Origin of the sequence: Haloferax denitrificans ATCC 35960 (genome assembly GCF_000337795.1) — an archaeon.
GTDB lineage: Archaea > Halobacteriota > Halobacteria > Halobacteriales > Haloferacaceae > Haloferax > Haloferax denitrificans.
On sequence record NZ_AOLP01000001.1, the window covers coordinates 445,046 to 462,974 of the forward strand.

Annotated in this window: 23 protein-coding genes and 1 tRNA gene; 10 read left to right on the forward strand and 14 right to left on the reverse strand. The window is 67.8% G+C overall.

The window, feature by feature from the left end:
* Window positions 1-36 precede the first annotated feature (36 nt).
* The gene (locus tag C438_RS02040) at window positions 37-519 is read right to left on the reverse strand and encodes a DUF7529 family protein (protein ID WP_004967577.1); all 483 of its coding nucleotides are present in this window, start codon (window positions 517-519) and stop codon (window positions 37-39) included.
* A gap of 192 nt (window positions 520-711) precedes the next feature.
* Here C438_RS02040 and C438_RS02045 point away from each other — a divergent pair, with 192 nt between their 5' ends.
* Window positions 712-1,251, forward strand: a complete 540-nt coding sequence (locus C438_RS02045) for an Lrp/AsnC family transcriptional regulator (RefSeq protein ID WP_004967578.1) — start codon at window positions 712-714, stop codon at window positions 1,249-1,251.
* A gap of 347 nt (window positions 1,252-1,598) precedes the next feature.
* Here C438_RS02045 and C438_RS02050 read toward each other — a convergent pair whose 3' ends face one another.
* The 3 genes from C438_RS02050 to C438_RS02060 all read right to left on the reverse strand — a co-directional run bounded on the left by C438_RS02050 (window position 1,599) and on the right by C438_RS02060 (window position 2,650).
* Window positions 1,599-1,832 carry a DUF7123 family protein gene (locus C438_RS02050; protein WP_004967579.1) on the reverse strand — a complete coding sequence of 78 codons (234 nt, stop codon included), beginning with the start codon at window positions 1,830-1,832 and terminating at the stop codon, window positions 1,599-1,601.
* 115 nt (window positions 1,833-1,947) lie between these two features.
* Window positions 1,948-2,364, reverse strand: a complete 417-nt coding sequence (locus C438_RS02055) for a hypothetical protein (RefSeq protein WP_004967580.1) — start codon at window positions 2,362-2,364, stop codon at window positions 1,948-1,950.
* Entirely contained in the window at window positions 2,357-2,650 is a 294-nt protein-coding gene (locus C438_RS02060) for an ArsR/SmtB family transcription factor (RefSeq protein WP_004967581.1), read from the reverse strand. Before C438_RS02060 ends, C438_RS02055 begins: the two co-directional genes overlap by 8 nt.
* Before the next feature lie 449 nt (window positions 2,651-3,099).
* On the opposite strand from C438_RS02060, the gene C438_RS02065 reads away from it, so the two are divergent.
* Window positions 3,100-4,074 (forward strand): DUF7551 domain-containing protein, encoded by a 975-nt coding sequence (locus C438_RS02065; RefSeq protein WP_004967583.1) that lies wholly within the window; start codon window positions 3,100-3,102, stop codon window positions 4,072-4,074.
* Between the two features lie 72 nt (window positions 4,075-4,146).
* Here the strand turns inward: C438_RS02065 and C438_RS02070 are convergent, their stop codons facing one another.
* Window positions 4,147-5,148 carry a lysylphosphatidylglycerol synthase domain-containing protein gene (locus tag C438_RS02070; RefSeq protein ID WP_004967584.1) on the reverse strand — a complete coding sequence of 334 codons (1,002 nt, stop codon included), beginning with the start codon at window positions 5,146-5,148 and terminating at the stop codon, window positions 4,147-4,149.
* A 147-nt stretch (window positions 5,149-5,295) separates the two neighbouring features.
* On the opposite strand from C438_RS02070, the gene fer reads away from it, so the two are divergent.
* Together fer and C438_RS02080 are read left to right on the forward strand one after the other, a co-directional pair.
* Entirely contained in the window at window positions 5,296-6,060 is a 765-nt protein-coding gene (fer, locus tag C438_RS02075) for a ferredoxin Fer (protein ID WP_004967585.1), read from the forward strand.
* A 63-nt stretch (window positions 6,061-6,123) separates the two neighbouring features.
* Window positions 6,124-6,597: an FKBP-type peptidyl-prolyl cis-trans isomerase gene (locus tag C438_RS02080; RefSeq protein WP_004967586.1), complete on the forward strand. Its 474-nt coding sequence runs from the start codon at window positions 6,124-6,126 to the stop codon at window positions 6,595-6,597.
* A 69-nt stretch (window positions 6,598-6,666) separates the two neighbouring features.
* On the opposite strand, the gene C438_RS02085 is transcribed toward C438_RS02080, so the two are convergent.
* From C438_RS02085 to C438_RS02100, 4 genes are all read right to left on the reverse strand, one after another.
* Window positions 6,667-7,548, reverse strand: coding sequence for an ABC transporter ATP-binding protein (locus C438_RS02085; protein WP_004967587.1), 882 nt, complete (start codon window positions 7,546-7,548; stop codon window positions 6,667-6,669).
* Window positions 7,548-8,663 (reverse strand): FecCD family ABC transporter permease, encoded by a 1,116-nt coding sequence (locus tag C438_RS02090; RefSeq protein ID WP_004967588.1) that lies wholly within the window; start codon window positions 8,661-8,663, stop codon window positions 7,548-7,550. The genes C438_RS02085 and C438_RS02090 overlap by 1 nt, the downstream gene beginning before the upstream one ends.
* Entirely contained in the window at window positions 8,660-9,646 is a 987-nt protein-coding gene (locus C438_RS02095; RefSeq protein ID WP_049917640.1) for an FAD-dependent oxidoreductase, read from the reverse strand. Before C438_RS02095 ends, C438_RS02090 begins: the two co-directional genes overlap by 4 nt.
* A 226-nt stretch (window positions 9,647-9,872) precedes the next feature.
* Window positions 9,873-10,409, reverse strand: a complete 537-nt coding sequence (locus tag C438_RS02100) for a DoxX family membrane protein (RefSeq protein WP_004967590.1) — start codon at window positions 10,407-10,409, stop codon at window positions 9,873-9,875.
* 123 nt (window positions 10,410-10,532) lie between these two features.
* Between C438_RS02100 and C438_RS02105 the strand changes: the two genes are divergently transcribed.
* Window positions 10,533-11,156 (forward strand): GNAT family N-acetyltransferase, encoded by a 624-nt coding sequence (locus C438_RS02105; RefSeq protein WP_004967591.1) that lies wholly within the window; start codon window positions 10,533-10,535, stop codon window positions 11,154-11,156.
* Window positions 11,157-11,170: 14 nt separating this feature from the next.
* Here C438_RS02105 and C438_RS02110 read toward each other — a convergent pair whose 3' ends face one another.
* From C438_RS02110 to C438_RS02120, 3 genes are all read right to left on the reverse strand, one after another.
* The gene (locus tag C438_RS02110; protein WP_004967592.1) at window positions 11,171-11,530 is read right to left on the reverse strand and encodes a hypothetical protein; all 360 of its coding nucleotides are present in this window, start codon (window positions 11,528-11,530) and stop codon (window positions 11,171-11,173) included.
* 110 nt (window positions 11,531-11,640) lie between these two features.
* Window positions 11,641-11,823, reverse strand: coding sequence for a hypothetical protein (locus tag C438_RS02115; RefSeq protein ID WP_004967593.1), 183 nt, complete (start codon window positions 11,821-11,823; stop codon window positions 11,641-11,643).
* Between the two features lie 136 nt (window positions 11,824-11,959).
* Window positions 11,960-12,157 carry a heavy-metal-associated domain-containing protein gene (locus C438_RS02120; RefSeq protein ID WP_004967594.1) on the reverse strand — a complete coding sequence of 66 codons (198 nt, stop codon included), beginning with the start codon at window positions 12,155-12,157 and terminating at the stop codon, window positions 11,960-11,962.
* 131 nt (window positions 12,158-12,288) lie between these two features.
* On the opposite strand from C438_RS02120, the gene C438_RS02125 reads away from it, so the two are divergent.
* From C438_RS02125 to C438_RS02135, 3 genes are all read left to right on the forward strand, one after another.
* Entirely contained in the window at window positions 12,289-12,888 is a 600-nt protein-coding gene (locus tag C438_RS02125) for an AsnC family transcriptional regulator (RefSeq protein WP_004967595.1), read from the forward strand.
* Window positions 12,889-13,029: 141 nt separating this feature from the next.
* Complete coding sequence (locus C438_RS02130) at window positions 13,030-15,615, forward strand: heavy metal translocating P-type ATPase (RefSeq protein ID WP_004967596.1); 2,586 nt, start codon at window positions 13,030-13,032, stop codon at window positions 15,613-15,615.
* A gap of 162 nt (window positions 15,616-15,777) precedes the next feature.
* On the forward strand, window positions 15,778-16,005 hold the full coding sequence (locus C438_RS02135; RefSeq protein WP_004967597.1) for a hypothetical protein: 228 nt from the start codon (window positions 15,778-15,780) through the stop codon (window positions 16,003-16,005).
* Between the two features lie 12 nt (window positions 16,006-16,017).
* On the opposite strand, the gene C438_RS02140 is transcribed toward C438_RS02135, so the two are convergent.
* Window positions 16,018-16,872: a hypothetical protein gene (locus C438_RS02140; RefSeq protein ID WP_004967598.1), complete on the reverse strand. Its 855-nt coding sequence runs from the start codon at window positions 16,870-16,872 to the stop codon at window positions 16,018-16,020.
* Between the two features lie 214 nt (window positions 16,873-17,086).
* Between C438_RS02140 and C438_RS19475 the strand changes: the two genes are divergently transcribed.
* Both C438_RS19475 and C438_RS19255 read left to right on the forward strand, forming a co-directional pair.
* Window positions 17,087-17,233, forward strand: coding sequence for a hypothetical protein (locus C438_RS19475; RefSeq protein WP_160166860.1), 147 nt, complete (start codon window positions 17,087-17,089; stop codon window positions 17,231-17,233).
* Between the two features lie 72 nt (window positions 17,234-17,305).
* Complete coding sequence (locus C438_RS19255; protein WP_004967599.1) at window positions 17,306-17,614, forward strand: hypothetical protein; 309 nt, start codon at window positions 17,306-17,308, stop codon at window positions 17,612-17,614.
* Between the two features lie 62 nt (window positions 17,615-17,676).
* On the opposite strand, the gene C438_RS02150 is transcribed toward C438_RS19255, so the two are convergent.
* Window positions 17,677-17,753 (reverse strand) — tRNA-Cys (locus C438_RS02150).
* Window positions 17,754-17,929: the final 176 nt, after the last annotated feature.

The window sequence follows — 17,929 nt, forward strand, 5'->3', positions numbered from 1 at the left end:
TCGGGGACGAGACGGAATCAGCGACCCCGCGGGCAGTTACTGGGGGAGAAACAGGCCGGGTTCGGTGTGTCGGAACGAACAGCGGCGACTGTTTCCGAGGTCGCTCACCGTCGTTCGAATCTCGGATTCGGTCCGGAGCGTTTCGACGAACGAAGCGTCGGTATCAGCGTCGTAAAACACGGGATAGAGGACCGCTTCCATTGTTTCCTCGGATTTCACGACGACGACGAAGATTCGGACGTTCGTGTCGCGGGCGCGGTAGACCTCGAACTGGTCGAACGCCGCATCGTCCCCTGAGACCGCCGATTCGAGCGCTTCGAGTTCGGAATCCGGAACGAGGAGCCGGAATCCGGCGTCGGCGGCCGCCGCCGCGTCCGCCGTGGAGACGTCTCCCGGGTGAAGGACGAGCGTCTCCCAGCCGGAATCTTCGAGTTCCCCCGAGACCTCGTCGATTTCAGTGAGGATGTCGGCCCAATCCGCGAGGGCCTTGTTCGTTCGATTGATTTTTCCGCGAACCATGTCGTCACCCTCCGTGAACGCGGAGTAAAAGTGTTTGGGGGCCGAAACGCGCGTTCCACCGACGGCCTGCGGTTTCGGTCTCCCGTCGTCCCGAGACGAATAAACGATTCGTGCACATACTGTATCCAATTCGGAGATTTCGAAGAAACATTCATATATATGAAGCTAAGCGATATAACCGTGAAACTAGCAATGCCCGATTCGCAGGAGTGGATGGAGGACCCGCGCGTTGTCGAGCTTCTCGAAGACCGGATGGACAAAAAGGACGTCCTCATCTTCCGCGAGCTGAACAAAGACGGGCGCATCTCGGACACGGAGCTGGCCGACCGGGTCGGGCTCTCGCGGACGGCCGCGCGGCGGCGGCGCAAGATGCTCCAAGAGGACGGCATTCTCGAAATCTTCGCGCTGTTGGTCTTTCGGGCGGCCAACTACCCCTACGCGGAGGTCCACATCTCCTACGACAACCACGCCACGAACGACGAGATTACGGCGTTCATCGAGCGACTCCTCGACGAGGGGCTGGTGTACGAGGTCGCCGAATGTATCGGCGAGTACGACCTGCTGATTCGCGTCTGGCAGTCTTCTTTGAGCAGTATCAACAGCTACGTCCGCGAACTCCTGCAGGACAGCGACGTGGTCGACACCTACACTATCGTCCCCATCACCGACTCCTACAAGATGTTCCACCGGACGTTCTACAGGCCGGGCGAAGACGCCAACGACGCGTCGTGACCGAGTCGCGGGTCGCCGCGAGCGAGAATTGGGCGTAATCCGAACGGAGTTCGGCCGGAGTTCGGTCGGTGTTGTCCCGAAGTTCGGAAAACCGCTATTTCACCGTCGGCCGATTCGACGAACGGGGAGACAGAGGTACCCCCTCCCACACTCCCCGTGACGACCGCCGTCGGCGGCGCGTCGCGCCCGTCGAGTATTCACCAGCCCGTTCGGCGGGCGACGACCGCCGCGTTCCCTCCCCCCGGCCCGATTCAACGCACCGCCTCGGACCCGGTTGCCCTGCCACTTCGGGCCGGACCCCCACCAACGGTTTCTTTTACGGACAGTCGGTCGAATCGTTCCCCGGTTCAGTCGGCGCGCTCGACGTACCACGTGGTGCCGCGGGTGTACCCCCACTGGGAGATGCGAACGGCCTCCGCCTCGCGTTGGAGCCTCCCGACGAGCGACCCGATTTCCTTCGAAGACAGTCCGACCTCGTCGGCGATGTGTCTGCTCTTGAAGTAGAACGCTCCCTCCGAGGCGCGCGCCGAGAGGTACTGTTCGAGGCGGTCTCGCTTGGACGGGGCACTACCGGAACTCATGGTTCAGGGTGCGGGCCGCGAGGTAAAATTCGATTTCCGAACTTACGACCAATTCGGGGCCAAATGAGGCACAACTCTCACCGAGTTCGGACGGCCCAATCGCGGGCGGCGGCCCCTACTTGTGGCTCTGGTACAGGAGGATGACCACCGCGACGCTCGTAAAGAGGTCCGGGAGATACGTGAAGGGGCCGAGTTCGACGCCGCGGCCGAACCCCAACAACAGCGGGAGAAACGGGTTCGACGTGACCGCGTGCAACAACAGCGCGACGGTAAAGAGGATGAGACTCAGCGTGAAGCGGTTCGGGAACTCGCGGTAGACGCGGCCGTACGTCGCGAGCAGGACGAGCAGTAAGAGCGTCGTGAACGTCGAGAAGAACAGCTTCGTCTGCACGAGCGCGCCGAAAAGCGGGGTCCGCGGGTCGAAGACCATCGGGAGCCCCGCCTCGGGGAGCGAGAACACGACGCCCAGCGAGGCGGCGACGGCGACCGCGGTGTACCCGGCGGTTCGCCGGAGCGCCGCGGTTTCATGCATCCTCATCCTCGATATCGGTCTGTTCCGCGATGTCGTCGAGGAGGTCGAGGTTGTCGTCCATCTCCGGCGTCAGGAAGAACAGCTTGCCGTACTCCTCGCCGCTGGTGGTGAGGACGCCGTTCTCCGTGAGCATCTCCAGGTGGTGCTGGACGGTCTTGTAGTTCAAGTCGAGTTCGTTCGAGAGCCGGTTCGTGTTCATCGGGCGCTCGTTCAGCGCGCGGATGATTCTGAGGCGGTTCTTCCCGCCGCGGGTCCCGCCGACGAGCCACCACAACAACTGCCTCATCTGCGCTCCCGTTTTGCTCCGCCGGTGTTCGTGACGTGCATCTGTCGTCGTCCGCTGGAGCGCCGGCGTTCTCGTGGTGTGGTTGTGGGTCGTCATCGTCGCGCACCCGGCGCGGTCGTCCCGCGGCCGGTCATCGAGGGCGTGTTCGTCTCGCAGTCCGTCGAGTGCGTCATCTATCGAATCTACCCGCGTAACGGCGGATAATGATTCGCCGAACTCGACGCAGAGTTGCCCCCGAGAGGGGCACAAATTAGGCCCAAATTCGAATCGAGACCGACCGACACGGGTGCGATAACGAGGGCAGACGACCGGGGGAAGCGCGCCTCGCGCGGCCCCCCGACCGACCGCTCGAACCAATACGTTTTAGGCCCGCCTAAACAATGTGTCGAGCGAGCGACGAACGGACCGCGGCGTCGGCGACGACCCGCGAACGGACACACTGACACATCATGGTCGGCACGACACTCACCCAGATACGGACCCACATCGAATCGCTCGCGAGCGACGACGGGAGCTACGAGCTCGTCTGCGGACGGACCGGAGAGCGACCCGTTCCGGTCGACGGCCTCCGGTTCGCGGACCGCGCGACCGCCGAGGCCGCCGCGCGCGCGGCGAGGAAGTACCGCTCCGCGCTCCGGCGGTACGACCCGAAGGTCCCGTACTACGACCTCATCGTCTCGGAGTACGAGTCGCAGTCGGGATTCGGCGGCGCGAGCGCGAATGCGCCCGCGGAGGGGTGGGCGACCGCCGGGGCGACGCCGGGGCTCCCGAACCCGTCTTGCGACCTCGACCTCGGACCCGACGCGGACGGCCTCGCGGAGTGTGCGGACGGCGGCGACCGCGCCGAGCGGGTCGAGTTCTGTCACCGGGTCGCGGCGGCGGTGTTCGAGGCGCTCGTGGACGCCGGCCACCGGGCGGTCGAGACCGCGGTGATGGACGCGTACTTCGACCTCGCGGAGACGGTGTCCAGCGCGGACGACCTCTGTCTGCGCCTGTTGGAGAGCATGGCGACCGCGCTCCACGTGCACCTCGCGTCGGCCGAGCAGGCGGACGTGCTCGAACGCGCCGCCTCGCACCTCGCGTCGCGGCCCGACTCCGCGGGGGCGCTGGAGGCGACGCTGGTGGAGATGGAACGGCTCTGCCTCGTGGAGTCGTACAGTTGTTCGCCGTGGCGGCCCGGCCCGGACGCCGGCACGAGGTCGGCGGAGCTGACCCTCGAAGGCTACGCCCTCTCGGCGCGCGAGGGCCGGCTCCCGGTACTGCCGGTCGTCGTCGAACTCTACCGCCGGGCGTCGTCGTGGAAGCCCGTCTCCCTGCACGTCACGCCGGCCGAGGGAGGCTGGCACGCGACGCTCTCTGTCTCCTCGAAGTCCAACGCTGTCGGGCTGGCGAGCGTCCCCATCCACGAGCGCACCGCCGACTGACTCGGTTTTCCGGTCTCTCGTCTCCTCTACCCTCGTCTCACGACGCCGCGACGGGGGCCGACCAACTTCGCCTCAGGCCCGAAAGCCGCGGAGGAAGCCGGTTGCGACGCCGCCACAGCCGAGCGAGACGAGGAGTTCGAACGTCCGCACGACGAGCACCGCCGCGGCCGCACCCGCGGCCGGCGCGCCCGTCGTGAGGCTGAGCGCACCCGCGAGAAGAACGTCGTACGCGCCGAGGCTCCCCGGAACGGGGACGACGCTCGCCGCCTGCGGGAGCGGGATGACGGCGACAATCGGGAGGAACGCCACGGTCGTGCCGGTGCCGGCGAGCGCGACCCAGAGCGCGAGCGACGTGAGCAGTTGCTCGAAGACGCCGCTGAGCGCGATGACGACGAGGAGTTCCGGCGCGTCGCGGAAGCGGACGACGCGCTCCCAGAACCGCTCGACCGCGTCGGCGACGGCGTCGCGGCCGAGCGGGGTCTCGCGGGTGACGCCGCTGACGACGCGAACGACCGGAGTCAGGACCGCGACGACGACCGCCGACAGCGCGTCTCGGGCCCAGACGAGCGCGGCACCGACGACCAACAGCGCGGCGACCGCGCCAGCGAGCGTCACGAGGACGAACCGCGGCGTCGGCGCGTCGAGAAAGAGGACGCCGACGATGGCGACCGACAGGAGGAGCTGTGCCGCGGACTTGACGTACTTGGCGACGCCGCGGACGCCGAGGGCCTCGCTGTAGCTCGTCTCGGTCGCGACGCCGAAGAACTGCGCCATGATGGGCTCCGAACTCACCGGGCCGGCGGGGCTGAGCACGTCGAAGAAGTCGCCGGCGAACGCGAACTGGACGCTCGCCCGCGGCGAGAGCCCGCCCCGGAGGGGGCGCACCGACGCCCAGACGCCGAGGCCGTCGACGGTCGCCTCGGCGAGCATCAGACAGCAGACGACGGCGACGGCCCACGGGGCGACGGCCGCGACGCGTGAGCCGACCTCTCCCGGCCCGACGTACCAGAGGTACGCCGCGAGCGCTCCGATGCCGAGCCCCGCGCCGACGGCGAACCGAACCCCGCGTCTCACACCCGAAGCAAGCGAGGCCCGCTACAAAACCGCCGCGGATCGCGGCCGCGGTCGTCCCTCGGACTGTGCGCTCGATTCGAGGACTAAACCACGACGAGACGGCCGGTGGCCGTGGATTTATGCTCGCGAGTTCCTACTAGCCCCGATGTGGACTCCCCGTTCGAGACGCTCGGCATCGACCCGGACGCAGACGAGGACGAACTCGTCGACGCGTACCGTCGGCGGGTGAAGTCGGCCCACCCGGACCACGGCGGGTCGGCGGAGGAATTTCAGGCGGTTCGAACGGCCTACGAGGCGATTCGGGGCGGCTACGAGCCCGGCGACGAACTCGAACCCGTCGAGACGGACGCCCGCCGCCCGACCGACGAGGGCGCGACCCGAAACGGACAGCACGACGCCGGTGCCGCCCGGAACGGCCACGCCGGAACCGGGACCGACGACGCGAGTTCCGGTTCCGGGCCCGACTCGGAGCCGGAGCCCGAACGGCGGGGGGCGCGAGTCGAGTTCCTCGATTACGACGTGCTCGCCGAGCGCGGCTGGTCGCTCGCCGACGACGACCTCTTCGAGAAGGCCGCCGAGAGCGGTCTCGACGGCGACGCCTACGGCGAGGTGTTCGTCGAGCCGCGGACCAACCTCCTGAAGGCCGCCGAGGACGCCGGCCACAGCTGGCCGTTCGCCTGCCGCGGCGGGGCGTGTGCGAACTGCGCGGTGGCGGTCGTCGACGGCGAGGTGAAGATGCCCTCGAACCACATCCTCTCCGAGGAGATGCTGGACCAGGGCGTCCGGCTGTCGTGTATCAGCCTCCCCGTGACCGACGACCTGCAGGTCGTCTACAACATCGAACACCTCCCCGGACTCGACGAGCTTCGGCTCCCCCCGCAACACGCCCGGAAGATGAGCACGGGGCGGTGACGCGAACCCCCGCCGGGATGCCTCGATGACGACTTTTATGCGCGTCCTCCGCCGACCCCCGCTATGGCAATCGAGTCGGGAGACCGAGTCGCGCTCGCGTACGTCGGACGCTTCGAAGACGGGACCGTCTTCAACACCTCGCGGTACGAGGTCGCAGTCGAGCACGGCCTGTTCGAGGCTCAAGAGAAGGACCGCGACGACTACGCCCCCCAGACGTTCGTCGTCGGCGCGGGGCAGATTATTCCGGGGCTCGACGAGGCAGTCGTCGGGATGGCGGCCGGCGAGGAGGCGACCGTGACCGTCCCGCCGGAAGACGCCTACGGCGAGTTCGACCCCGACCGAATCCGGACCTACGACCCCGAGACGTTCGAGGGGATGGTCGGCGAGACGCCCGAAGTCGGCCTGCACGTCCACGCCGAAAACGGGCTTCACGGCGACGTGACCGCCGTCCGCGACGACGAGGTCGACGTCGACTTCAACCACGAACTCGCGGGGAAGACGCTCGTCTTCGACATCGAAATCGTCGCCGTCCAGTAGGCGCTCGGGGCGTGTAGAGTCGCTTCTGCCGAGCGGCCGCACAGCGCACGGAACGAAACTCGCGACCCGCTACAGCGAGTGCTTCGGGACGATTTCCGGGTCGGGCGAGTAGTTGACCGCGGCCTCGACGCGGAACACGTCGGCGAGGAGTTCCTCGGTGACGACCTCGCGCGGCGGCCCCCAGTCGTACAGTTCGCCGTCCTGCATGGCGACGAGGTAGTCGGCGAACCGCGCGGCCTGCGCGATGTCGTGGAGGACGACCGCGACCGTCACGCCGCGTTCCTCGTTGAGTTGGCGGACCGTCTCCAGCACGCGGAGCTGGTGGTGTAAATCGAGGTACGTCGTCGGCTCGTCGAGGAGGAGCACGTCGGTGTCCTGTGCGAGCACCATCGCAATCCACGCGAGTTGGCTCTGGCCGCCCGAGAGGTTGCCGATCTGTTTGTCGCGGATGTGGTCGACGCCCGCGAGGTCGATGGCGCGCTCGACCGCCTCGTGGTCGTCCTCGTTGACCTGCTCGAAGAAGCTCCGGTGGGGGTACCGGCCGTGGTAGACGAGGTCCTCGACGGTGAGCGACGTGGGCGAGTCGTGCTGTTGGGAGAGCATCCCCAACTCGCGGGCGAACGCCTTGTCGTCGTACTCGGAGATTGACTTCCCGTCGAGGTAGACGCTCCCGCTGTCGGGGCTGAGCTGTTTTGCGAGCGACTTCAGGAGCGTGCTCTTGCCGGAGCCGTTCGGTCCGACGAGCGCCGTGATTTCGCCGCGCGGGATGTCGATTCGGTCGCACTCGACGACCGGGCCCTCGCTCGTCGGATACGAGAGTTCGAGCGCGTCGCCGGTGAGCGCGCTCTGGCGGTCGGAGTCGCCTTCGACGCTCGCGTTTCCGCCCGCGTTCGCGTCCGTGTCACCGTGTTGTGCCATCTGTTGGGGGTTCTCCGATTGCTGGTTCGACATCACACTTCACCGATGTTCTGCTGTTTGCGCATGAGATAGAGGAAGTACGGCCCGCCGACGAGGCCCGTGACGACCCCGACCGGGAGCTGAATCGGGTTGAGCGCGAGGCGCGCGCCCACGTCGGCGGCGACCATCAGCGCCGGGCCGGCGAACAGACAGCCGACGACGAGGCGCTTGTAGTCGCTCCCGACCACGTTCCGCACGAGGTGCGGGACGACGAGACCGACGAAGCCGACGATGCCGGCGACGGCGATGCTCGCGGCGGCCGCGAGGACCGCGACGCCCGAGAGGGCGAACCGGACCTTCTCGATGGACATCCCGAGCGAGCGGGCGGTCTGCTCGCCGAGGAGCAGGACGTTGAGCTGTCGGGAGCTTCCGAGCGCGAGGGCGACGGCGATGATGGACCACGGGAGGGCCATGCGGACCTGCTCCCAGTCCGTGCCGGTGAGCGAGCCGGTCGTCCACGCGATGGCCGACTGGACGACGCCGATGTCGTCGACGAAGAAGAAAAGCCCCGTCTGGAGGCTCTGGAAGACGGTGCCGACGATGACGCCCGCGAGGACGAGCCTGACCGGCGAGGTGCCGTTCTTCCACGCGATGAGGTAGACGAGGACGAACGCGAACATCCCGCCGAGCGCCGCCAGAAGCGGGAGGTACGCCGCGAGCCCCGAGAAGACGACGAGCGTGAGGAGGATGAGCAGTCCGGCCCCCGACGAGACGCCGAGGATGAACGGACTGGCCAGTTCGTTCCGGGTGACCGCCTGAAAGATAGCGCCGGAAATCGCGAGGTTCGCGCCGACGAGAATGGCGACGAACACCCGCGGAAGCCGGATGTTCCAGACGATGAGCGTCTGTCGACCGAGTTCGGGGAGTTCGCCGCCGAGGAGGAACACCTGCCAGACGTGCGGGTCGAAGATGACCGCGGGGTCGAAGACGGCGCGCCACGCCTCGCCGATGGTCATCGAGAACGCGCCGAAGCTGACCTGCACGAGGCCGCCGGCCACGACGACGACGAGGCTGGCGAGACAAAGCGACAGGAGCGAGCCGTCTATCCAGCCGAACAGCCGGGTCAGCGCCGACCCGGAGGACTGTTCGGTCGGCGTCGTCCCGCTCACTGCTCGACACCCCCGAGTTCGCGCCCGTCGAGGTAGTCAGCGAGCGCCTCGTCGGGAAGCGCGTCGAGGACGCGCTCCGTGCCGATTGTCTCGACGAGGCGGCGGATGCCGCGGGGTTCCGCGGTCTCGACCTCGTGGGCGGTCCGGCGGGTGTCGAACGCCCGGTCGATGTAGGACTCGCGGAGTTCGGCGAGGCGCTCGTCGTCGAGGTCGGCGTCGTCCGGCACCTCGCTTTCGAACCACTCGCGCCAGCGGTCGCGGTCGCCCCACTCGCCTTGGAACTCGGTGTCGGCGCGGAGCCAGTCGTAGTGGGGCGCGAGGTCGCCGGGGAAGCCGCGCTCGCGCCGGCGGTCCTCGATGAGACACCGGGCGACGTGACCGCCCTGTCCGGCCGCGATGCCGACCTGCGCGTTCCGAGCGCCCGAGGGCGCGGCGACGTACAGCCCCTCGACGGGGGTCCGACCGTCGTCGTCGGCGTAGTCGGAGTCGAAGTGCTCGTGGACCTCGCCGTGGTGGTCGTGTTCCTCGAACATCGCGTCGTCGTCGAGGCCGCGGAGGTAGTCGCCGTCGTACCACGCGGCGGCGACGACGTAGTCGGCTTCGACTCGACGGCCCTCCTGCGTGCGGACGACGAAGCGTCGGGCGTCGGCGTCGAACGCGTCCGACTCGTCCTCGCTCGCGTCCGCGACTGCACCCTCGTCGCCCGGTCGCCCGACCGAGACGACCATGTCGGCGACGTAGTCCGCGCCGACCTCGGCGAGGTGTTCGTGCATGAGCGCGGTGAAGGTGTCCACGCCGATGCCGGCGGGGAAGCCGAGGTAGTTTTCGAGGTACGCACACCGGCGGAAGGCGGCGTTGCCCCGGTCGAAAACGACGGTGTCGAGACCGTAACGCGCGGTGAAGACGGCCGCGGCGCATCCCGAGGGACCGCCGCCGACGACGACCACGTCCGCCGATTCGGGGCCGGTGCCTTGAGCGGTCACGGCTCAGACCCTCCCCGTGAGAACAGCCCATCGAAACGCGTGGTCGACGTCGACTCCGTCTTCGTTCATACGTTTTAGGCGTCCCTAATACAATAAACCACTTTCGGATTTTAGGGACTCCTAAACCACCGGAACGCTTCGAAACGGTCCGAAGGGAGGCTCACGTCCCGGATAATCGACAGTGTCGTCCAAGAGAAACGGCGCCGAACGCGGCCGGAGCGCCCCCTCAGCCGAGGAGGTACTTGAGCTTGGGCCGGCGGCGGACGAACTCCATCTCTTCGAGGTACGCGTCGAGGCCGAGGATGCGACCCGCCGCGAGCGCGCCGACGACGAGGAACATCACGAGCCCCAGCAGGTCGCCGTTGACAAGCCCGTGACCCCACTCGGCGTTGCCGAGGTAGAAGAACGTCATGAGGAACGCTCCCCCGGCGGCGGCGAGGCGGACCGCGGCCCCGGTGACGAGCGCGAACCCGATGAGCGTCTCGCCCAGCGGGACCATGACGTTCGTGAACTCGAGCATCACCGGCGTCTGGCCGACCCACGCGAGGAACGCGTGGACCGGACCGGGCGCGCCGGCGGTGCCGTTGACGAGCCAGCCGCCCGCGTTAAACGGCTCGGCGGCGAGGTACTTCGTCACCCCCGCGTGGAGGAACCAGTACCCCGTGACGAGCCGGGCGAACACGAGCACGTAGCCGGTGACGCCCTCGGCGTAGTCGAACTCCATCCGGTTCCCCAGCATCTCGATTTCGCCGGTTGCGGCCATCGTCTGTCACCTCACATGTGAAGCGTGGGCCGCCGAGAGGTTATAAATCCGGACCGGTTTTCGAATCCTCGGAATCTGGGAATCGGCGGCCGGCCTCAAGGGTCGCGGCGGCGCGTTTCCGGTATGGCAGAGACGGACAGTTCAGCCGGCACGGACAGCGCGGGCGGTGCCGACGGCGTCTGGGACGCGAGTCACTGCGTCGGGACGCCGTACTGTCCCCCGCGGTGTCCGCGGTTCGTCAGCGAGACCGACCGGCCGCTCGTCGTCCGCCCGTACGACGCCGCCGACCGAGACGCCCTCGCAGAGATGTACCGCGACTACGACCCCGCCGCCCGGTCGATGGGACTGCCGCCGGCGGACGAGGCGCACATCGCCGCGTGGCTCTCGAACCTCGTCGAGCGCGGCCGCAACTTCGTCGCCGTCGCCGACGAGGGAATCGTCGGCCACGCCGCGTACGTCGCGAGCGACGACCCGGAGCCGGAGCTCGCGGTGTTCGTCCATCAGGACAGCCACGACCGCGGCATCGGAACCGAACTCTGTCGTCACGCGCTCGCCGACGCCGCGGACGCCGACCGCGAGGCGCTCGTGCTCCACGTCGCCCCCGAGAATCAGCGGGCCGTCCACGTCTACCGCGAACTCGGGTTCGAAGCGGTCCCCGCACCGAGCGCGGACACGAAGATGCGTCTCGACTTGGGGTCGCCGGTCCCGCCGGCCGCGCGGCCGACGACCGACGCCGACGGCGGGTAGCTAGCCGCCGAGCCTCACTCGGGCGTGATGACGACCCCGTCGTCGTCGGCGTGGTCCATCGACACCTCGTGTCGCGTGTGGCGGGCGTGCGCGCGGGCCCACCGGCGGGCGCTGGCCTCGGAGAGGAACTGCTCGCCGTCGGGACACCGCCGACAGCTGACGACCCACGGCGAGACGTCGTCCGGGAAGTGACCGGTGTGGCGGCGATGGTCGAGCGCGAACTGCTCGACCGACTGGTTGCCCAACTGTAGCTCGTCCAGTTCGTACGAGAGGTCCCACTCCTCGCCGCACCGCGAACACGAGACGGTGGGCGTGTCGTCTATCGGAGCGGTGGGGGAGTGCGTGCGAAAGTCGTCGTCGCTCGGTGGAGACACAGACGGGGTTGGAACCGCGGCCTCTTGTAACCGCCTACAGCCGAAGTGAAAGACAGGCGGATGACAGTTCTCCGCGGGACCGGCACAACTCCGACTCGCCGCCCGCCGGTTCACTCCGCGCTCGACTCCCAGTCCCTGACCAGCGCGACGGCGAAAATCGTCAGCAGGGCGGCGATGCCGGCGTTTCGCGCGAAGTCCCCGGTGTCGCCGGCGGCGAGTCGAACGACGCCGAGCGCGAGGAGGAGTCCGATGACGAGCGCGAACAGGACGGTCGCCCACGACCGCGCGTGCATGGTCGAGCGTAGCGGGTCGCCGGCTAAAACCGTTCAGGTCGGCGCGTCGAAGCGACTTGTCGGTCGCGCCGTCCGATTCTTCGAGTCTTCATTCCGCGAGTCTTCTCGCCCGGTCCGGCCCGTCGTCGCCTCGGGGTCAGGCGCTCGCGTCGTAGCCCGCGTCTTCGACGGCCGCGACGAGGGCGTCGGTGTCGGCGTCGCCCTCGACGGTCGCGCGCTCCGCCTCGCGGTCGGCGGTCGCGTCCTCGACGCCGTCGACGCCGGCGAGGGCGTCGGCGACGCACTGTTCGCAGTGTTCGCAGGTCATCCCGGTGACGGTGAGGGTTGTCGGCATACGGTTCGAGGTAGGGGCTTCTCGATTTAGTGGATTTCCCTTTCGGTGGTTCGGCGAACCGGCGGTGTCTGCTTTCGAATCGAAAGCCGAACGCGGGGAACACCTATGACATCGCGGTCCCAAACGGAGCCATGCGCGCGCTCGACGAAACCGACCTCCACATCCTCGAACTCCTCGCCGAAGACGCCCGCCGACCGTTCAGCGACATCTCCGCCGAAGTCGGCCTCTCCGCGCCGGCGGTCTCCGACCGCATCGACCGCCTCCGCGAGGAGGGCATCATCCGTCGGTTCACCCTCGACCTCGACCAGTCGACGCTGTCGGGCGGGACGCCCGTCATCGTCAGGCTGACCGTCCGCCCGGAGTTCGTCGACGAGGTCCGCGACGCCCTCCGCGCGGCCGACCCGGTCCAACACCTGTTCGTCGCGGCCGACGGCGAGGTGACCGCCCACGCCCGACTCGACGGAAGCTCCGTCCGCGCCCAGTTAGACGACCTCGTCGACCTCTCGCGGGTCCGCGACTACGAGGTGAGCCTCGTGGAGTCCGCCGAGTGGACGCCGACGGTCAACGGGACCGGCTTCGCCCTCGAATGCGCCGAGTGCGGCAACACGGTGACGAGCGAGGGCGAGAGCGCCCACATCGGCGGGTCGCTCTACCACTTCTGCTGTTCGTCCTGTCTCGGCCGGTTCGAAGACCGATACGACCGCCTCGAAGCCGGCGCGACCGACGACTGAGCGGGCGGGCGACGGGCGGGCGGTGCTGGCGGCGACCGAGCGTCTGACCCGCCGGTTTCGAATCTAAAGTTCCGCCCCTCACGGACGTTCGGTTCTGAAGGGGCAACTGAGGTAAGCAAGGGGCACGTACGTCTATGTGAGATGAGTAGCCGAACGGCCCATTTAGACATCCGCGGGATGAGTTGCGCGAACTGCTCGCGCACCGTCGGCGAGGCGTTGGAGGCGCTCAGCGGCGTGACGAACGCCAGCGTCAACTTCGCCACCGACGAGGGGTCGGTGGAGTACGACCCCGAGGAGGTATCGCTCGGCGAGATATACGACGCCATCGAGGACGCCGGCTACGAGGCGCTCTCGGAGAGCCGAACCATCGGCATCACCGGGATGAGCTGTGCGAACTGCGCCGACGCGAACCGGAAGTCCTTGGAGTCGGTGCCGGGCGTCGTCGCCGCCGAAGTCAACTTCGCCACCGACGAGGCCCACGTCACCTACAACCCCGCCGACGCCAGCCTCGACGACATGTATCGGGCGGTCGAAGACGCCGGCTACACGCCCATCCGCGAAGACGACGGCGACGACGAGGGTGACGCAGAGGACGCCCGCGACGCCGCCCGAAACGAGGAGATTCGCCGGCAGAAGCGCCTGACGCTGTTCGGCGCGGCGCTGTCGCTCCCGCTTTTGGCGATGCTCGCGGTCCACCTGTTCGGCGGCGGCCTCCCCGAGACGATTCCCGGCACGGGCGTCCCCGTCGGCTGGGTCGGCTTCGCGTTCGCCACGCCGGTACAGGTCTACCTCGGCCGCGAGTTCTACGAGAACTCCTACACGGCGCTCGTTCGGAACCGCACCGCCAACATGGACGTGCTCATCGCCATGGGGTCGTCCACGGCGTACGTCTACTCGATTGCCGTCCTCAGCGGCCTGCTCGCCGGCAGTCTCTACTTCGACACCGCGGCGCTCATCTTGGTGTTCATCACGCTCGGGAACTACCTCGAAGCGCGCTCGAAGGGACAGGCGTCGGAGGCGCTCCGGACGCTCCTCGAACTCGAAGCCGACACCGCGACGCTCGTCGACGACGACGGCACCGAACGCGAGGTCCCCCTCGACGACGTCGAGGTCGGCGACCGCATGAAGGTCCGCCCCGGCGAGAAGATTCCGACCGACGGCGTCGTCGTCGACGGCGACTCCGCGGTCGACGAGTCCATGGTCACCGGCGAGTCCGTCCCCGTCTCGAAGGCCGAAGGCGACGAGGTCGTCGGCTCGACGGTGAACCAAAACGGCGTCCTCGTGGTCGAAGCGACCAAGGTCGGCTCCGAGACCGCCATCCAGCAGATCGTCTCGCTCGTCAAGGAAGCACAGGGCCGCCAGCCCGAGATTCAGAACCTCGCCGACCGCATCTCGGCGTACTTCGTGCCCGCGGTCATCGCCAACGCCCTCCTGTGGGGCGTCGTCTGGTTCCTCTTCCCCGAGGCGCTCGCGGGCTTCATCCGGTCGCTCCCGCTTTGGGGCCTCGTCGCGGGCGGTCCGGTCGCCGCGGGCGGCGCGGTCTCGACGTTCGAGTTCGCCGTCGTCGTCTTCGCCTCGGCCGTGCTCATCGCCTGCCCCTGCGCGCTCGGCCTCGCCACCCCCGCCGCGACGATGGTCGGGACGACAATCGGCGCGCAAAACGGCGTCCTGTTCAAGGGCGGCGACGTGCTCGAACGCGTCAAAGACGTCGAGACGGTCGTCTTCGACAAGACCGGCACGCTCACCAAAGGCGAGATGACGCTGACCGACGTGGTCGCCGTCGGCCCCGCCGCCGACGGCTCCGGCGTCGTCACCGCCGACGACGAGACGCTCGACGAGGACGCCGTCCTCCGGTACGCCGCCTCGGCCGAGCGCAACAGCGAACACCCGCTTGCCCGCGCCATCGTCTCCGGCGCGGAAGACCGCGGTCTCGACCTCGCGGAGCCGGCGGACTTCGAGAACGTCCCCGGCCACGGGATTCGCGCGACCGTCGAGGGAAAAACCGTCCTCGTCGGCAACCGCAAACTCCTCTCTGAGGCGGGCGTCGACCCCGCGCCGGCCGAGGACGCGCTCCGCGACCTCGAACGCGACGGCAAGACCGCGATGCTCGTCGCGGTCGACGGCGACCTCGCGGGCGTCGTCGCCGACGCGGACGAAATCAAGGAGTCGGCCGCCGAGGCCGTCGCCGCGCTCCGCGACCGCGACGTGACCGTCCACATGATTACCGGCGACAACGAGCGCACCGCCCGCGCCGTCGCCGAGCAGGTCGGCATCGACCCCGAGAACGTCAGCGCGGGCGTCCTCCCCGAGGACAAGGCCGACGCGGTCGAGTCTCTGCAGGCTGACGGGACGAGCGTCATGATGGTCGGCGACGGCGTCAACGACGCGCCCGCGCTCGCCGCCGCGTACGTCGGCACGGCGCTCGGCTCCGGCACCGACGTGGCCATCGAGGCCGCCGACGTGACGCTCATGCGCGACGACCCGCTCGACGTGGTGAAAGCCATCCGTATCTCCGCGGGGACGCTCGCCAAAATCAAACAGAACCTGTTCTGGGCGCTCGGCTACAACACCGCGATGATTCCGCTCGCGTCGCTCGGTCTCCTCCAGCCGGTGTTCGCCGCGGGCGCGATGGCGCTGTCGTCGGTGTCCGTCCTCACGAACAGCCTCCTGTTTCGGACCTACACGCCGGACCACGACTACCACTTCCTCGACTTCCTGCGGCGGTAGTCGCCCGGTCCGGTCGACGCTCGCCGACCGCCCCCGGCGTTTCTGTTTCGTCTCCGCTTCGTGTCGGCCCGCGATGTCTCTACCGTGTCCCCGCTTGTCCCCGCTGTGTCCCCGCCGTGTTCCCGTCTCGCTTTTCTCCTCGCGGCGCGACGCTTCCGAGTGATGATTCGTCGAGCCCTCGCGCGGACGGAGTCGTGGCCGTCGGTCGCCGTCAGCGCGTTCCTCGTCCTCGTCGGCCTCGGGACACTCGTGGAGGCCTCGTGGCGCTACGCACCCAGTGATTCGGCTCTCGCGGTCGCCGCGCTCCAGATACTCGGGTCGCTGTCGGCCGTCGCTATCGGAATCGGAATCGCGTGGCTCGAAGCGAAGACTGCGCGCGAAAAACGGTGACTGCCGCGGCGTTCAGTACCGCGACGGGAGGAACGCCATGCCGACGAGGAGAATGCTCGTGGTGAACGAAACGATGGCGACACCCCAGAGGCCGTTTTCCGTCTCGTGGTAGTGCTCGATTTCGGACAGTTGGGCCTGATAGCTGTCGTAGTTCTGCGTCAGGACGAGGGTCTCGCCGTCCGGGAAGTACGCGAGGTACTGCTGTCCCGAGATGGACAGGTTCGCCTCGTTGTCGACGGTGACGGTGTTCTCCTCGGGAGCGAACCACTCGACGGTCACGCCGGACGTCTCGACAGCCGCGACGGTGACAGACTGGTTGTTGTAGCCGAAGGAGTCGCCCTCGGCGACGGTGCGCGTCTCGTTGGCCGGGAAGTACTCGTCGACCGAGACGAGCGTCGAGCCGTTGATGACGACGTAGCGCTCGCCGTCACGGGTGACGGTCTCGTTGTCGGCGTTCGAGTCGGCCTGGAGAATCGCGGTCTCGTTGTACAGTTCGACCAGCGTCGCCTCGCTGGGGTCCGAGACGTTGGCGATTTCGACACGGTAGTCGGTGCCGTCGAGCGTGACAGTGCTCTCGTTGTCCCACGTCTCCGTGTACCGGGCCGACTCGTTCACGTACGTGAGCTCACCGGAACGGACCAGCGTCGTGCCGCCACCGTGGCCGCCCGACTCCTCCTCTTCGGTTATCGACGATACTGTGTACGCCTGGTCGCTACCGGGGACGGAGAACTCGTCTCCCTGTGCCAGCGAGTACTCGGGGTTCTCGAAACTGACCGACGGCGTCGATGCAGTCGCGATGAGCGAGTATGCACCGGCACCGATGACCAGGAAGAACACGACGGAGATGACCGCGGCGCGTCGTTGCATGGTTTCGGCATGGGCCACGCGGCGTATAACGATTACTTTTCCTCGGAGCGTGTCACCGCGTCGCGCGCCCGCCGGCGGCGACTCCCACCCTCAATACGGCGGGGCGGAAGCGCAGTCGCGGTCGCAGATTGACGAGACTTTTTGAATCTGTCGGCCGAACGGACGTATCACGAGTTACAGGCCAGTCGCGCGACGGCACCGCATCCGGTGGGTCGTGACGCGCGCGAGCGACCGCGTCATAGAACAGTTGGGACTCGTCTCCGACTGGTCCGACTTTCTCGACGCGCTCGACGGCGCGGAGCTCGACGAAACGGTGTTAATTCGCGCGCGTGCCGACGGCTTCGCCTGGCTCTCTGGGTGAACGCTACCGTGGCTCGAACGAGCCCACGAACGAGCGGCGGCGCTCGGTGACGAACCGAAGGCGCTCGCGAAGATGACTCTCGGAGACGTGTACGTGCGGTCGGGTGAGACTGACGACGGACTCTCGCTTCTCGCGGCGGCAACCGAGTCCGCGCCGACGGCGGTCCTCGAAGGTCGATGCCGCCGACAGTACGCCGGTGCACTCCGCGAAGTCGGCAACGCAACCGAGGCGCTCGCCGAACTACGGCGCGCTACGACGTGCTTTTCGTCCGTCGAAGCAGGGGTTCGAGCGCGAAAGACCGCACTCGACGCCCTCGAACTCGCACGCGAACTGGGCGACGTCGACGCGGTCAACGCGCTCAAAGCACGACTCGTGCGATAGCGTCGTCACTCGCAGATTCGATTCCGGACGCGTCGCTCACGGGAGCGACGTTCGAAGCAAAAAGCCAAGGGCCGGATTTGAACCGGCGGGGGTTCCGCTCTGCAGGCGGATGCGTTGGGCCGAACTCTGCCACCTTGGCGCAGTTACTGGTATCCCTGTCTTGTGCTTAAGCCTGACGGTGTGCGACCTGAGTCGGGCGTTTTCGGTGTCTCGACCGGAGTGCGGTCGCTGTCTGTGTGGTGGACGAGCGGACCGTCCGCTCGCTATAAATGAAAAAAAGCCCACTGGACCGAAGTCCAGTGGGCTCTGTATGAG